This window comes from Mesorhizobium sp. M0410 (genome assembly GCF_040321435.1).
Classification (GTDB): Bacteria; Pseudomonadota; Alphaproteobacteria; order Rhizobiales; family Rhizobiaceae; genus Mesorhizobium.
In genome coordinates, this window is the sequence record NZ_JAMYRN010000010.1 from 139,207 (window position 1) to 153,571 (window position 14,365).

The 14,365-nt window shown below is 61.9% G+C and carries 15 protein-coding genes; 4 read left to right on the plus strand and 11 right to left on the minus strand.

Translation table 11 applies throughout. From position 1 onward, the window contains the following. Window positions 1-31: 31 nt before the first annotated feature. On the minus strand, window positions 32-1,186 hold the full coding sequence (locus tag NKI63_RS17095) for a ceramide glucosyltransferase (RefSeq protein WP_352506190.1): 1,155 nt from the start codon (window positions 1,184-1,186) through the stop codon (window positions 32-34). Window positions 1,187-1,414: 228 nt separating this feature from the next. On the opposite strand from NKI63_RS17095, the gene apaG reads away from it, so the two are divergent. Further along, window positions 1,415-1,807 (plus strand): Co2+/Mg2+ efflux facilitator ApaG/CorD, encoded by a 393-nt coding sequence (apaG, locus tag NKI63_RS17100; protein ID WP_352506189.1) that lies wholly within the window; start codon window positions 1,415-1,417, stop codon window positions 1,805-1,807. A 6-nt stretch (window positions 1,808-1,813) separates the two neighbouring features. Here the strand turns inward: apaG and NKI63_RS17105 are convergent, their stop codons facing one another. From NKI63_RS17105 to NKI63_RS17115, 3 genes are all read right to left on the minus strand, one after another. Further along, window positions 1,814-2,824: an Hsp33 family molecular chaperone gene (locus NKI63_RS17105; RefSeq protein ID WP_352506188.1), complete on the minus strand. Its 1,011-nt coding sequence runs from the start codon at window positions 2,822-2,824 to the stop codon at window positions 1,814-1,816. 177 nt (window positions 2,825-3,001) lie between these two features. Continuing rightward, window positions 3,002-3,913: an ornithine carbamoyltransferase gene (gene argF, locus NKI63_RS17110; protein WP_352506187.1), complete on the minus strand. Its 912-nt coding sequence runs from the start codon at window positions 3,911-3,913 to the stop codon at window positions 3,002-3,004. 14 nt (window positions 3,914-3,927) lie between these two features. Then, window positions 3,928-5,127: an aspartate aminotransferase family protein gene (locus NKI63_RS17115; protein WP_352506186.1), complete on the minus strand. Its 1,200-nt coding sequence runs from the start codon at window positions 5,125-5,127 to the stop codon at window positions 3,928-3,930. Between the two features lie 355 nt (window positions 5,128-5,482). Here NKI63_RS17115 and NKI63_RS17120 point away from each other — a divergent pair, with 355 nt between their 5' ends. Continuing rightward, entirely contained in the window at window positions 5,483-6,007 is a 525-nt protein-coding gene (locus NKI63_RS17120; protein ID WP_352475925.1) for a GcrA family cell cycle regulator, read from the plus strand. 124 nt (window positions 6,008-6,131) lie between these two features. On the opposite strand, the gene NKI63_RS17125 is transcribed toward NKI63_RS17120, so the two are convergent. The 3 genes from NKI63_RS17125 to NKI63_RS17135 form a co-directional block, all read right to left on the minus strand. After that, window positions 6,132-7,139 carry a magnesium and cobalt transport protein CorA gene (locus NKI63_RS17125; RefSeq protein WP_023677347.1) on the minus strand — a complete coding sequence of 336 codons (1,008 nt, stop codon included), beginning with the start codon at window positions 7,137-7,139 and terminating at the stop codon, window positions 6,132-6,134. 117 nt (window positions 7,140-7,256) lie between these two features. After that, window positions 7,257-7,982: a phosphate signaling complex protein PhoU gene (phoU, locus tag NKI63_RS17130; protein WP_352506185.1), complete on the minus strand. Its 726-nt coding sequence runs from the start codon at window positions 7,980-7,982 to the stop codon at window positions 7,257-7,259. 117 nt (window positions 7,983-8,099) lie between these two features. Continuing rightward, window positions 8,100-9,365 (minus strand): sensor histidine kinase, encoded by a 1,266-nt coding sequence (locus NKI63_RS17135; protein ID WP_352506184.1) that lies wholly within the window; start codon window positions 9,363-9,365, stop codon window positions 8,100-8,102. A 213-nt stretch (window positions 9,366-9,578) separates the two neighbouring features. Between NKI63_RS17135 and ppk2 the strand changes: the two genes are divergently transcribed. Next, window positions 9,579-10,481 carry a polyphosphate kinase 2 gene (gene ppk2, locus NKI63_RS17140; protein ID WP_352506183.1) on the plus strand — a complete coding sequence of 301 codons (903 nt, stop codon included), beginning with the start codon at window positions 9,579-9,581 and terminating at the stop codon, window positions 10,479-10,481. A 24-nt stretch (window positions 10,482-10,505) separates the two neighbouring features. Here the strand turns inward: ppk2 and NKI63_RS17145 are convergent, their stop codons facing one another. From NKI63_RS17145 to NKI63_RS17155, 3 genes are all read right to left on the minus strand, one after another. Beyond that, window positions 10,506-11,255 (minus strand): enoyl-CoA hydratase-related protein, encoded by a 750-nt coding sequence (locus NKI63_RS17145; RefSeq protein ID WP_352506182.1) that lies wholly within the window; start codon window positions 11,253-11,255, stop codon window positions 10,506-10,508. A gap of 15 nt (window positions 11,256-11,270) precedes the next feature. Further along, the gene (locus NKI63_RS17150) at window positions 11,271-11,909 is read right to left on the minus strand and encodes an acyl-homoserine-lactone synthase (protein ID WP_023677342.1); all 639 of its coding nucleotides are present in this window, start codon (window positions 11,907-11,909) and stop codon (window positions 11,271-11,273) included. A 97-nt stretch (window positions 11,910-12,006) separates the two neighbouring features. Continuing rightward, a complete protein-coding gene (locus tag NKI63_RS17155) occupies window positions 12,007-12,738 on the minus strand; it encodes a helix-turn-helix transcriptional regulator (RefSeq protein ID WP_352506181.1) in 732 nt (243 codons plus the stop codon). A gap of 270 nt (window positions 12,739-13,008) precedes the next feature. Between NKI63_RS17155 and NKI63_RS17160 the strand changes: the two genes are divergently transcribed. After that, window positions 13,009-13,860: an ABC transporter substrate-binding protein gene (locus tag NKI63_RS17160; RefSeq protein WP_352822477.1), complete on the plus strand. Its 852-nt coding sequence runs from the start codon at window positions 13,009-13,011 to the stop codon at window positions 13,858-13,860. Between the two features lie 8 nt (window positions 13,861-13,868). On the opposite strand, the gene NKI63_RS17165 is transcribed toward NKI63_RS17160, so the two are convergent. Then, window positions 13,869-14,279 carry a tellurite resistance TerB family protein gene (locus NKI63_RS17165; RefSeq protein WP_352506179.1) on the minus strand — a complete coding sequence of 137 codons (411 nt, stop codon included), beginning with the start codon at window positions 14,277-14,279 and terminating at the stop codon, window positions 13,869-13,871. Window positions 14,280-14,365: the final 86 nt, after the last annotated feature.

Below are 14,365 nucleotides of genomic sequence, written 5' to 3' on the forward strand. Positions count from 1 at the left end.
GGGCCGAACAGAGGCAGCGGGGACGTGCCGATCAGGCGCCGGACGGGGTCTCTTCCAGCTCCGCGACAGTCTTTGTCTGGATAGTCATCACGTTGCCGCGCCAGTCGACGGCGCCGCTCAGCCATCCGCGCGCCCAAATGGCGGGAAGCATCAGGTCTCGTGCCATCATCGCCGGGATCGTGCGCGGCGACAGGTGCCATCCCTTGGCCGAGGCCAAGGCGCATTCCGGCAGGTAGGCCGCGACCAGCACGGCGATGGCGGTTGCCGGCAGGCTGACGCCGGCGTCAGCCGCAGCGATCAGTGCAAGCACTAGCGGCGGTGCCGCGCCGATCAGGATTTCGGGGGCAAAGAACAGTGCAAAGGTGACGCGGCGCAGCCGCGCCCAGCGCGCCTGCCGTGACCAGATCTCGCCAAGCGTGCGCCGGCCGAGCGGCTGTTCGAAGGGAGAGGCGACAAGATTGACCCGCAGTCCGAGCCCATTGACCAGCTTGGTCGCGGCGGCGTCCTCGGCGATCTCGGCGGCAAGCGCGCGGATGCCGCCATTGGCATCGAGCATTGGCTTGTTCCACAACATGCTCTTACCCTGGGCGAAGCCGAGGCCGAGCGCCTCTCCAGCGTACTGCCAGCGTGCCTGCAGCGTGTTGAGAAAGGCGCATTCGACCTCCCCCCAGAAGCCGTCCGGCCGCGAGCCGATCGGCGTCGAGCAGACGAGGCCAGTGTCGTGCCGCCACGCCGCCATCAGGTACTGGACGTAGTCGCTCGGCATAAGCACGTTGGAATCGGCAAGGATGACCCAGCGATAACGCGCCGCCTCCCAACCCTTCACGCAATTGTTGAGTTTTGGATTGCCGCTGATGCGGTCGTCACCGACCAGAAGGCGGGCGCGAATAGCTGGAAAGCGCGCCATTGCGGCGGTGATCGGCTTGACCACCGGGTCGTCGGCATGGGCGACACAGAAGATGAGTTCGTAGCGCGGCCAGTCGAGTGAGAAGGCGCGCTCCAGCGTCTCTTCGGCAAACGGCTCGACGCCGCGCGCCGGGATGACGATCGATACCGGCGGCGCGTTGGCCGCGGGCGGTGCAATACTGGCTGGTCGCTTCAGCTTCTGCGAAGCTAACAGGATGCTGGCGAGATTTGAAAGAAGGAGGGCTATGGAAAGGAGGGCGGCTGCGTATGTCGGTTCCATCGAGATCTGGTCACTCCAGAAATGCCGGCCGCATGACAGCCGTTTTCAACAATTCGACAGAACGCTGAGTCGTCCGGCACAAGCCTGCACACCATCATTGTCATGTGTCACTCAAATGACATTGTTTTTCGGCACCTGCGCTTGAGATCGGGCAAGAAGATGCTGCGCATCGTTGACCAAACTGCGCTGAGCATCGAAAGTTCCATCTACATTGCTTTGGAGCAGTTTATGTACAGCGCCGTCACCCGCAACATCGAAGTGCAGGTCAGGCCGTTCTATCTGGAGGATCACTCCGATCCGCCGCAAAACCGCTATGTCTGGGGCTACCAGGTGACCATCGACAATCAGTCGGATGAGTTCGTGCAGCTTCTTTCACGCTACTGGCACATCACCGACGGTACCGGCAAAGTCGAGGAAGTGCGCGGCACCGGGGTCGTCGGCGAGCAACCCGGACTCAACCCCGGCGACAGCTATCAGTATACGTCCGGATGCCCGCTCTCGACCCCGTCCGGCATCATGGTCGGGCACTACACAATGCGCAACAAGCGGGGCGAGACGTTCGACGTCGCCATCCCCGCCTTCTCGCTCGATTTGCCGGGCACGCGGCGCACCGTCAATTGAGGGCCGTCATCCAGCCGCTGCAAACTCCGCCGGGTCGAAGTCATATTGCTTCGAGCAGAATTCGCAGGCGACGTGAATGCTGCCATCCTCGGTGCTGTCCCTGATCTCCTCGGCGGAAAAGCCTTCGAGAATGCCGCGGATCTTCTCCCTCGAGCATGAGCACTGGTCGGCGACCGGCACGCCGCCGAACACGCGGACGCCATGCTCGTGGAAAAGCCGGTAAAGCAGCCGTTCGGCGCCGATCGTCGGATCGATCAGCTCGGTCGGTTCAATGGTACCAAGCAGCGCCAGCAGCTCCTGCCAGGAATTGTCGGTCGGGTCATGGATTTCCTCACGCGGATCGCCGTCGCCACCGGGAAGGTCGGGTACGCGCATACGCTCCGCCGACTGCGGCAGGAATTGCGCCAGCAGGCCACCGGCCCGCCATTGCTCGCGGGCACCGCCGACGCCGGGCGTCAGAAGCTTGGCAACCGAAAGGCGGAGGTCCGTCGGAATCTGCTCCGACTGGCGGAAATAGGTGCGTGCGGCATCTTCCAGTGTGACGCCGTCGAGCTGGACGATGCCCTGGTAGCGCTGCGTGTGAGCGCCCTGGTCAATGGTCAGCGCCAGGACGCCGCTGCCGAGCAGCGTCTGCGGTGACGTCTCGCCGGCAGAAGTCAAAGCCTGCAGCCGGTCGGCATCGAAGCGGGCATAAGCGCGCAGCGCGTGCGGCGTGGAGAAATCGGCGACCAGCATGTCGACCGGCCCGTCGGTGCGGGTCTGCAGAATGAACTTGCCCTCGAATTTCAGCGAAGTTCCGAGCAGTACCGTCAGCACACAGGCTTCGGCCAGGAGCCGGGCGACCGGCTCGGGATAGTCGTGGCGGCTGAGAATGGCGTCGAGCATCGGCCCGAGCTGGACGGTGCGGCCGCGCACGTCGAGCGGGCCGACCTCGAACGGCAAGACATGATCGTCGCCGGCGTAGCCGAATTCGCCGAGCTTGGGTTTATGTTCAGCCAATTGATGAGTTTCCAACATGACAAAGCTCCGGGGCGCGGCGATGCCGCCCTCCGGGGCGCATGCGACGAGACGCGCTCGATTTGCGTGATGCGCCTGAGATAGGCACCACCCACTCCCGGATCAAGGCGGCCCAGATCAAGGCGGCCCGGATCAAGGCGGCGCAGATCAGGCCGGCCCGGATCATCGCGGCCCGTATCAAGCGCCCAGGCACCAGGCCAGGACCGCCTTCTGGGCATGGAGCCGGTTCTCGGCCTCATCGAACACCACAGAATGCGGTCCGTCGATGACCTCGTCGGTAACCTCCTCACCGCGATGCGCCGGCAGACAGTGCATGAACAGCGCGTCCGGCTTGGCTTTCGCCATCAGTGCCGCATTGACCTGATAGGGCAGGAAGACATTGTGGCCGCGGGCACGGTGCTCCTGGCCCATCGACACCCAGCAGTCGGTGACGATGCAGTCGGCCTCGTGAACGGCCTCCTCGGGCGAGCGGGTGAATTTCAGCTTGCCGCCATTGGCTTTCGACCAGTCGACATGCTTCTGAGCCGGTTCGCTGCCCTCGGGCACGGCGACGTTCAGCTTGAATTGGAACCGCGCAGATGCCTCCAGGAGCGAATGCAGCACGTTGTTGCCGTCGCCGGTCCAGGCGATCGTCTTGCCGGCCACCGGACCGCGGTGCTCTTCGAAGGTCATGATGTCGGCCATCAGCTGGCAGGGATGGGTCTCGTCGGTCAGCCCGTTGATGACGGGGACCGTAGCGTTTTCCGTCAGTTCCAACAGCCGGTCATGCGAGGTGGTGCGGATCATGATGGCATCGACATAGCGCGACAGCACCTTGGCCGTGTCGGCAATGGTCTCCGAGCGGCCAAGCTGCATCTCGGTGCCGGTCAGCATGATCGTCTCGCCACCCAACTGCCGCATGCCGACGTCGAACGATACGCGCGTGCGCGTCGACGGCTTGTCGAAGATCATCGCCAGCACCTTGCCTTCGAGCGGCTTGCTGCGTTCTCCGGCCTTGAGCCTTGCCTTTCGCACAGCTGCGTCGTCGAGCATGAAGCGCAGATCGCCTTCGGAAACGGCAGAAAGATCGGTAAAATGGCGAAGGGACATCAGGAATTCCAGGATTACTTCGCAGCGGCAGCGACGATGGCATCCGCCAGGCTCTTGGCGCCGGCACGAATGCGCTCGAGCGCCTCGTGGATCTCGGCGTCAGTGACGGTGAGAGGCGGCAGCAGGCGGATAACGTTGTCGCCGGCCGGAACCGTCAAGAGATGCTGGTCACGCAGTGCCACCGTGACCTTGGTGTTGGGCATCGCGCATTTAAGCCCAAGCATCAGGCCGGTGCCCCTGATGCTTTCGATAACATCCGGAAATTCGTCGGCGACACCGGCGAGCCCCTGCTTCAACAGCAGCGCCTTGCGCCGGACGTCCTCGAGAAAGCCGTCTTCCAGCACCACGTCGAGCACGGCGTTGCCGACCGCCATCGCCAGCGGATTGCCGCCGAAGGTGGTGCCGTGCACGCCGGCGGTCATGCCGACCGCCGCCTGGTCGGTGGCGAGGCAGGCACCCATCGGGAAGCCGCCGCCGATGCCCTTGGCCACCGCCATCAGGTCGGGGGTGACGCCCGCCCATTCATGCGCAAACAGCTTTCCGGTGCGGCCGACGCCGCATTGGACCTCGTCGAAAATCAGAAGCAGTCCGTGCTGATCGCAGAGCTGCCTGAGCCGCTTCAGCGATTGTGTCGGCACTTGCCTGATACCGCCCTCGCCTTGCACCGGCTCGATCAGGATCGCCGCGGTTTCAGGCGTGATCGCCTTTTCGGCTGCATCCACATCGTCGAAGCCGACCTGGTCGAAGCCGTCGACCTTGGGACCGAAACCTTCCAGGTATTTGTACTGGCCGCCGGCGGCGATGGTCGCCAGGGTACGGCCGTGGAAGGCGCCTTCGAAGGTGATTGTGCGGTATCGCTCGGGATGGCCCTTGACGAAGTGGTAGCGCCGCGCCGTCTTGATGGCGCATTCGAGCGCCTCTGCGCCGGAATTGGTGAAAAACACCTTGTCGGCGAAGCTGGCGTCGGCCAGCCGCTCGCCGAGCCGGCTCTGTCCCGGAATCTCGTACAGATTGGAGACGTGCCAGAGCTTGGCGGCCTGCTCGGTGAGGGCCGCGACCAAATGCGGATGGCTGTAGCCCAATGAATTGACGGCGATCCCGCCGGCGAAATCGAGATATCGCTCGCCCTTATCGGTGACCAGCCAGGTGCCTTCACCGTGGTCGAAAGCCAGGGGTGCGCGAACAAAGGTCTCGAAAAGCGCCGAACCGCTCATTATATGCGTCTCCGGAACCGGAAAAATCAAAAAGCCGCCAAAGCGGCGGCCCTTGTGGCTTATCGTGTTTTTCGGCCGTGAAGTCAACGAAAAGGTCGCGCAAGGACGTGCGGCAAGCCCTCCAGCATAACGCCGGCTCATAAGCGACCGGGCAAGTTGGGGAAAACCGAAAAAACCGATTCGTGTTGGCCTTGGGACTCTTGTCACCGAGTCAGCGCATAAGGTAATTGTAGTAGAGAAATAACTAGATTTCGTGCGGCGGACCTAATCACCCGATATATGTGGTGTCTGCCCGGCAGAAGCCGGGTCGGGAATGGATTCCGATTGCCGCACGTTTCAGCAGGAGCGCGGTCTCATGAACTGGACTGACGAGCGAGTCGAACTTCTCAGAAAATTGTGGTCGGAGGGCCTCAGCGCCAGCCAGATCGCCGCACAGCTTGGCGGGGTCAGCCGCAATGCCGTCATCGGCAAAGTGCACCGGCTGAAACTGTCCGGTCGCGGACGCACGACCGCCTCACCGGCACGCCAGAAGAAGACGGTACAGGGATCGACGATCCAGAAATCGGTGTCTCGGGCAGCAAGCGCCACGCGCCATGCCACCACGTCGATGTCGATCGGTGCGACCGCGCTCAAGGCGCAGTTCGATGCCGAACCGGTGGCGCGCCACTATATCCGTCCGGTCGAGAACGTCGTCGTGCCGATCTCGCGGCATCTGCAACTCGTCGAGCTGAACGAGCGCACCTGCAAATGGCCGAATGGCGATCCGCTTTCGGAAGATTTCCATTTCTGCGGCAACGACGCCGCCGAAACCGGGCCCTACTGCAAGTACCACGCCCGCGTGGCGTTTCAGCCAGCATCGGAGCGGCGGCGGCATAGATAGGCAGTAGGCAGTAGGCAGTAGGCAGTAGGGGAAGATAGCGCTTCACAAGGGTCGTTTCGCCAACAACTCACTCCCGTATTGCCTATTCTCTACTGGCTACTGGCTACTGCCTATTCCCTTACCCTTACAGCCACCCATTCTTGCGAAACCGCCAGTAAAGAAACGTGCAGATCAGGGCAATTGCCGCCAGGACGGCCGGGTAGCCATATTCCATCCTCAGTTCCGGCATGTCGCTGAAATTCATGCCATAAATGCCGGCGAATGCCGTGGGCACGGCCAAGATGGCGGCCCATGAGGCAAGCTTCTTGGAAATCGCCGTCTCCTGGCTTTGACCGACCAGAAGGCTCGCCTCGAAGGCGAAAGCGAGAACCTCACGCAGGCTGTCGATCTTTTCCTGGACAGTGCGGATATGGTCGGTGACGTCGCGAAACAGCGGGTGCATGGCTGTGTGGATTTGCGGCAGATCGGCGCTGGTCAGCCGCCGGCAGACCTCCACCAGCGGCAGAGCAGCGTTGCGCAGGCGCAAGAGATCGCGGCGCAGCATGTAAAGCCGCTCGATATCGGAGCCGGTCATCGGTTTCAGCAGAACCTTGTCCTCGATCGCCTCGACCTCGTTTTCGATCTGCTCGAGCACGGGCATGTAGTTGTCGACGATGAAATCGAGAATGGCGTAGAGGACGAAATCCTCGCCCTTGGCGAGGGAATGCGGACAGCTTTCCCAGTGCTGGCGAACGGCGGCGTAGGAGGTCGAGGGGCCATGCCTGACGCTGACGATATAGCCGGCGCCGACGAACAGATGCGTCTCGCCGAAGGTGACACGGCTGTCGATCAACTGCGCCGTGCGGGCAACGATGAATAGGGCATCGCCATATTGCTCGATCTTCGGCCGTTGGTGCGGATGCTCGGCGTCCTCGATCGCCAGCTCATGCAGATGGAATTGCGCCTGGACGCGCAGTAACAAATTGCGGTCGGGCTCCAGCAGTCCGATCCAGACCACGTGGCCCGGCTTCCCGGCCCATTCGCCGGCTTCCTCGATCGGAATGTCGGCGATGCGCCGCCCAGCCGTATAGACGCCGCAAGCGATTATACCCGACATCGGCGGCGCAGGAGCAAACTCGCGGACATATTCCATCGCAGCCTCCTGGAGGCGGGGCCTTCATCGCGGAACTGAGAAGTCAGCGCGTCGAAAGCTTAGCGCAATTTTCTGTCAGGTGGCGAATCCGAAATTCGCATTAGTATCGAGAGACACTCATTTCGCTGGTTGCGTTGCGGGAAGAATAACCTTGTCCGTCTTGTCGCCCTTCGGACGATCGGCCGGCATCTGGTCCCCGGTGACGATATAGTAGATCGTCTCGGCGATGTTGGTGGCGTGGTCGCCGATGCGCTCGATGTTCTTGGCGCAAAACAGGAGATGCGTGCAGGGCGTGATGTTGCGTGGGTCTTCCATCATGTAAGTCAGCAACTCGCGAAACAGCGAGGTGTACATGGCATCGATCTGGTCGTCGCGGTCGCGCACGAAACCGATTTTTTCCACCGACCGCGATGCGTAGACGTCGAGTACTTCCTTTAGCTGTGTCAGCGCCAGATTAGCCAAAGCCTCGAGGCCGCGGAACAGGCTGCTCGGCTGGCGCCCATCAGCGACAGCAACCACTCGCTTGGCGACGTTCTTGCCGAGGTCGCCTACCCGTTCGAGGTCCGCCGAGATGCGGATCGCACCGACGATTTCGCGCAGATCCGTCGCCATCGGCTGGCGCTTGGCGATGATGATGATCGCCTTGTCGTCGATCTCGCGCTGCCCCTCATCCAGAACCAGGTCGTCTCGAATGACTTTCTGGGCAAGTCCCGGATCCGCATTGACCAGTGCCGCGACGGCCTGCTCGACCATGCGCTCGGCATGCCCGCCCATCGCCGCGATGCGCTTCGACAGATATTTCAGCTCCTCGTCATAGGCGCTGACGATGTGCACGGACTGCATGGACCAAATGCCTTCCCGGGATCTTGTGGTTGAGTCGCTCCCTCGAATCCCCGCTGATACGCTAGCCGGATGACAGAAAAAAGAAACGGCCCATCATGGGCTAGAGATAGTACTGCGTCAGCGAGCCGGCAAATGGACGGTGAACGCCGCACCCTTGCCGACTTCCGACCAGATGGAGAGCCTGGCGTTGTGCCGGGTCAGGATATGCTTGACGATGGATAGGCCAAGGCCGGTGCCCTTCTGGGTCCGGCTGTTCTCGACGTCGACGCGGTAGAAGCGTTCGGTGATGCGCGGGATGTGTTCTTCGGGAATGCCGGGGCCGAAATCCCTGATAGTGACGTCGATCCCCGGTTCGGTATCGCTGTCGCTGCGCGTGATCGACACCACGACGCGTCCGCCCGACTGACCATATTTGCAGGCGTTTTCCAGCAGGTTTTCGAAGACCTGGAAAAGCTCGTCCCGATCGCCGGGCACGGCGAGCGGTCCTTCCGCGAAATCACGCTCGATGACGACGCCGTTTTCCTTTGCGAGCGGCCCAAGCGAATCGATTACGCTGTCGATGGCCTGGCGCAGATCGACCTCGGTTCCCAGCTTGAGATAGGGCTTCATCTCCAGCCGTGACAGCGACAGAAGGTCGTCGATGAGGCGCGCCATGCGGCTGGTCTGGTTCTGCATGATCTGCAGGAACTGCTCGCGTGCCGCAGGGTCGTTGCGGGCCGGCCCGCGCAGCGTCTCGATGAAGCCGGCAATCGAGGCGAGAGGCGTGCGCAGCTCGTGGCTGGCGTTGGCAATGAAGTCGGCGCGCATTCTGTCGATCCGGCGCGCTTCGCTCTGGTCCTTAAACACCAGCACGTAGAGATCCGTGGCGTGACCGACAGAAGACGCGCTCACCCGATAGGCTCGTTCGACCGGCAGCCTTTCTATGTAGTCGACGCTGTCCGATGCGACGTTGCCTGCCAAAATATTATCCAGCAAGGACTGCATTTCGGGCGCGCGGAATTTCAGCGACAGCGACATGCCGGGGGCAATCCCGCCAAAGGCTGCAAAGGCGGCGGCGTTGGCATGGACGATGGCGGCGGAACGATCGAAAATGATCAGCGGATCGGCAACCGCTGCCGCGAGATATTCGCCGGAAAGTTGTTGCAAGCCGCTCGCCTCGACGGCCGCGGCATTTTCGGTCGATTGACGGGCGACGCCGGCCGGCAGTATCGCCGCGGCAACCAGCACGGCGCCTGCCAGCAGCACCACATAGCCAGACATGCCGGCAAAACCATAAACGATCAGAACCGCAACGAAGCCGGCCGCTAGCAGCCAGCGGCTGTTCCACAGCCGCATGGCGACGGCTTGCGCCCTGCCTTTCCGCTCTGTGCCGATATCGGCCATTTGCGCTCCGTCGCCTGCGCTCCGTGTGCGGCCAACGCTCAATAACTTCCTGCTGGACCGACGCTAGAGCGCCGTGCGTCCAATTGGGCGCACAAAGGACGCTCTACCGCATTATCTGCTGCATCGTTCTTTCCGAAAATCGATTCCGATTTTCGGGCCGATGCCGTAAGGCTTCCAATAGCATGAGTCCGGAGGCTGGAAAGGTTCGTCTCGATGAAAAACGCCAAAGAAAGCCCCACTGCAGCTTCATCGGGGCCGCTGAAGATCATGATCTACGGCAAGGAGCGGGAGTTCGACATCGAGGCTCCGACGCTTCCCGACTGGATCGAGGACCGCAAGCTCACCGCCGGCGGCTACCCTTACGACAAGAAAATGAAGGGCGAGGAGTATGACGAGAGGTTAGAGAAGCTGCAGATCGAGCTGGTCAAGGCGCAGGCGTGGCTGCAGTCGACAGGCAAGCGGGTAATGTCGCTGTTTGAGGGGCGCGACGCTGCCGGCAAGGGCGGCACGATCTTCGTTTTGCGCCAGTATCTGAACCCTCGCACGGCGCGCAACGTGGCGCTGACCAAGCCAACACCCACCGAGCTTGGACAATGGTACTTCCAGCGTTACGTCGACCACTTCCCGACGTCGGGCGAATTCGTCACCTTCGACCGCTCCTGGTACAACCGCGCCGGTGTTGAACCGGTGATGGGATTCTGCACGCCCGAGCAGCACGAGCAATTTCTGGACGAGGTTCCGCATTTCGAGCGGATGATCCGCAACGAAGGCATCCATTTCTTCAAATTCTGGCTGAACATCGGCCGGGAAACACAGCTCGAGCGGTTCCACGACCGTCGCTGGAGCCCGCTGAAGAGCTGGAAGTTTTCGCCGATCGACATCGCCGGCATCACCAAATGGGACGACTACACCAAGGCGCGCGACCTGATGGTGGAACGCACGCACAAGGAGTTCGCGCCCTGGATCATTGTGCGGGCGAACGACAAGCGGCGCGCGCGGCTGGCCGTCATGCAGCGCATTCTCCTGTCGCTTCCCTATGACGGCCGCGATCTCGACGTCATCGGTAAGGTGGACAAGAAGATCATCGGCGAAGGGCCGACTTTCCTCGAAAAATAAGCTCACCTCATCGATACGCGGCTGTCATGCCGCCAGCCGGGCAATCCGCTGCAGTCGCTTCAGCGTAGTGTCGTCCTGCAGCGCCTGCTGGAAAAGGGAGATCTCCTGGTCGATGCGGTCGCAGAGCGCGCCGGTGTCGCCCCTAAGCAGGTCGCGCGTCTGCTGCAGCGCCGCGACAGGCTTCTTGGCGAGTTGCCTGGCTCTTGCCAACGTGGCTTCCTCGACGCTGGCGTCCGTCACGATCTCGCCGACAAGGCCCAGTGCCCTGGCATCTTCGGCGGCGAGCGTGTCGCCCAGGCAGAAGAAGCGGAACGCCCCGGCATAGCCGAGCTTCTGCGGCGCCAGGATGCTGGTCGCCGCGTCCGGCACCAAGCCGAAATCGACGAACGGCACCCGAAACGTGCTCTTGCTCGAGGCGATCACCATGTCGCAGTGGAACAGGATGGTGCAGCCGACGCCGACGGCGTCGCCGTCGACACAGGCAAGGACCGGTTTCGGGAATGTCGCCAGCGTGCGAAACATATCGGTAACGGCGTCGATCAGTCGCCGATGTTTGGTGGCGTCGAGAAATTCGGAGAAATCGGCGCCGAGGCAGAAGCACCCGGCCAGACCGCGCAGGACCACGACGCGGACGTGGTCGTCGGCAGCGGCTTCATGGAATGTCCTGGCCAGGCTTTCATAGGCCAGCCTGTCCAGCACCGGGCGGCCGTCACCCGACGATACCGTGACGATCAGCGTGTGATTGCGGAATTCTGCTTTTGAATGAACGTTCATGGCCTCTCTCCAATCTCACGAGGCGCGTCTCTGTCCGAGCATGTCCGGGTACCCTCTGGCCAGCACCGGCGCAAAGTGGTTGCGGCGCGAACGCACCACGTCGAGCGTGTGCTCGTTGAAGGTGAGCAGTGTGGCAACCACCTGCTGGTTGCCATAGGTACGCTGGTAACCGAGCGGCGTTGCCAGGAAATGCAGCTGCAGCGCGCGAAGCACCCACATCGGCTCGAATTCGATGATAACCTGGTTGACGTTGCGCTTCAGACCCCACTCGACGAAGCCGGCGATCAGCTCCGTGCCGACCGTCGACACGCCGCGCCGGCCGTCGCGGAACCCCGGTGCAACCGCATAGCGGGTCAGTTCATAGACATTCGGGCCCGACGGTGGGGTTCCCTCATAAAGGTCCGCCAGCACATCGGTTAGAAGATGTGCCCGAGTCGTCGGCAACATCCGCTGGTAACCGGCGAGCTCGCCATTGCGGATGACGATCTGGTGCACTGCCTCGTCGTGGTCGAATTGATCGATCTCGAGGCCGTCGGGGCGCTGCAGATCGGTCCATCCCATCTCTTCGACGAAAACTCTGTAACGCAAACGATGAACTGCCTCCCAGAGGTCGGGCCGTTCCATCAATTCCTGGGTCGTGAGGGAAAAAAGCATTTGCCGTCTCCTAGTTTCAATAGGAAGATACGGCCGTGCTTCCCCGAAAAAATTACGCGATCGCGTAGGCAAGAATTTCTAGGCCGGCGCGGCCGACCTAGTTAATATAGCCGCGCCTTATCGCTTCCGCGACGGCCTGGACCCGGTTGACGGCACCGAGTTTGCTTTTGGCGTTAAGAAGGTGTTTCTCTGACGTGTGTTCCGAAATGCCGAGAATTTGTGAAATCTCCCATTCGGACTTGCCAACGGCGGCCCATTGCAGGCATTCGCGCTCACGCGGCGTCAATTCGACATGGTCGATGGTTTTGCCCGCCATAGTGTGGAGCTGCATGGCGCGGCCAATCGCATAAGTCGAGACCAGCGACACCAGCCCGAATTCGGCGCCCGACAATTCGACAGCCTCGCCGCCCAGCGACACCATGACGATCTGGCCATCGAGCGTGATCAGCGGGAAGGCCAACCCGTCGCGCAGCTTGAATTCGCCGGCGTCACCCATGACATCGCCGCCGCTCTTGCCGATAGGGATGCCCTGAGACGCTTCCCGCCACTGGAATGGCGCTTGAAGCTGCTTCATGTGGCTGACGACTGGATCGTGATCGACGTAGTTGCGCGCAACGTAGCGCTCAAGCCATTCAGCCGGCCAGTCGCAAAGCAGCACATGGTCCTTTTGCCGATTTCTCGGCGTGCCGGGTTGCGGAACCGTCCCGGCCATCAGCGCCGTCAGCCCGAACCCGCTTGTTACCCCCAGCAGCTTTTCGCAGACGGCGGCCGCTGTGCCGGCGTGCTGCAACTGATCTATCAGTTCCAGGGTACGATCGAAATGACCCATCGCAACATCTACCCCATGTTGCCTTCCGCTCTTGAGGCCAATGGCAGTGATCAACCCGCACCACGCCATCAACCCCGGACTGCAAAGCTGCTCCCTTTGTGCGCCCTACCGCTCCTCTTCAGCCGGCATCACACAGTCATTTGCAAACTCACTAAACAATATCCCTAAATCGTCACGATGAAACCAAAAACCGTTGTGCATGCGTTATTTTCGTACAAAAAACTGTGTTACTTCGTACTAAAGTCGGGCAAGATCGGACGGAGTCGTCGCGTGGCGTTTCGGCGCATATCCATTTCATTGATTTCGATATTGATCGGAGCGCAATCGCTTGCGGCTGATGCGCTCGCCGCGGAGCCGCAGGTGCCGGTGTTTTGGGACGCCAAGGAGCGGCTGCCAAAGCCGGACCTTTCGATGCTGCCGCGGCTGCGATTCCTGACCACCACGGATTTCCCGCCGTTCAATTTCCTCGATGGGGCAGGCCGGCTGTCGGGCTTCCATGTCGACCTGGCGCGCGCCATCTGCGCCGAGCTCGGCATTGCCGAAAAATGCCAGATCCAGGCGCTGCCCTGGGCCGAGCTCGAAGGTGTGCTCGGGAAAGGCGAAGGCGAAGCGATCATTGCCGGCATCGCCGCGAGGCCGGAGTCGCGGTCGAAATACGCATTCTCACGCCCCTACCTGCAATTTCCGGCACGCTTCATCATGCTGAAGACACAGGCGCTGACCGAACCAATGTTCGACAGGCTGCGCAGCAAACGTGTCGGCGTGATAGCCGATTCCGCGCATGAGCGGATGCTGCGCACTTATTTCGGCGACGTCCAAATCGTCCCCTTCGCAAAGCCGGAGGAGCTTTATGGCAGGCTGAAAGCCGGCAAGATCGACGCCGCCTTCGGCGACGGCATGCGTTTCGCCTTCTGGCTCGGCGGCTCCGATGCGGCTGGCTGTTGCCGCTTTGCCGGCGGCCCCTATCTGGCGCCCGAATACCTTGGCTCGGGCATGGCGATCGCCACCAGGGCCGACGATCCGGCACTGGCGGCCGCATTCGACTACGCGCTGCAGGAAATTTCGGTGAAAGGTACGTTCGCCGAGTTCTATCTTCGCTATTTTCCGGTCAGCTTTTTCTGACTGCCGGCTCAGGTCAGCGTGCGAAGGCGCGCCTTGGCGGCTCGCGCGATGGCGGCGACCGTCAGCGCATCGAGATCGAGTTCCCGGCGGACGAGCTGCAGCACGCGCACCTCCTCCAGGCGCATTTCGAGATCGACGGCCGCAACCTCGAAGGCGGCGGCATAGGCAGTGTCACGCAAGCGTTCCGGAAGCGCCTCGGCGACACGCGCCAGGACGCCCTCCAGCCCGTCCTTCTCCTGCAGCATTTCCTGGCAGGCCTGAGCGACATCGACCAGCCGCTCCTGATTGAAATCCTCAAACACCGGCCAGGATCGAACGACGTCGCCGATCCGCGCCAGTTCGATGTCGGTCATGTCGCGGTCCGACGCCGAAGTGATGACCATCAGGTAGATCATGGCTTCGTGTGGCGACAATGGCATTTACAACTCCTTGAGATGGGTCCCGAAGTTAGGAACGAGAGACCAGCGCCGCAAGGAAAAACAGCCGCCATCGTTGGCGCTCCGGT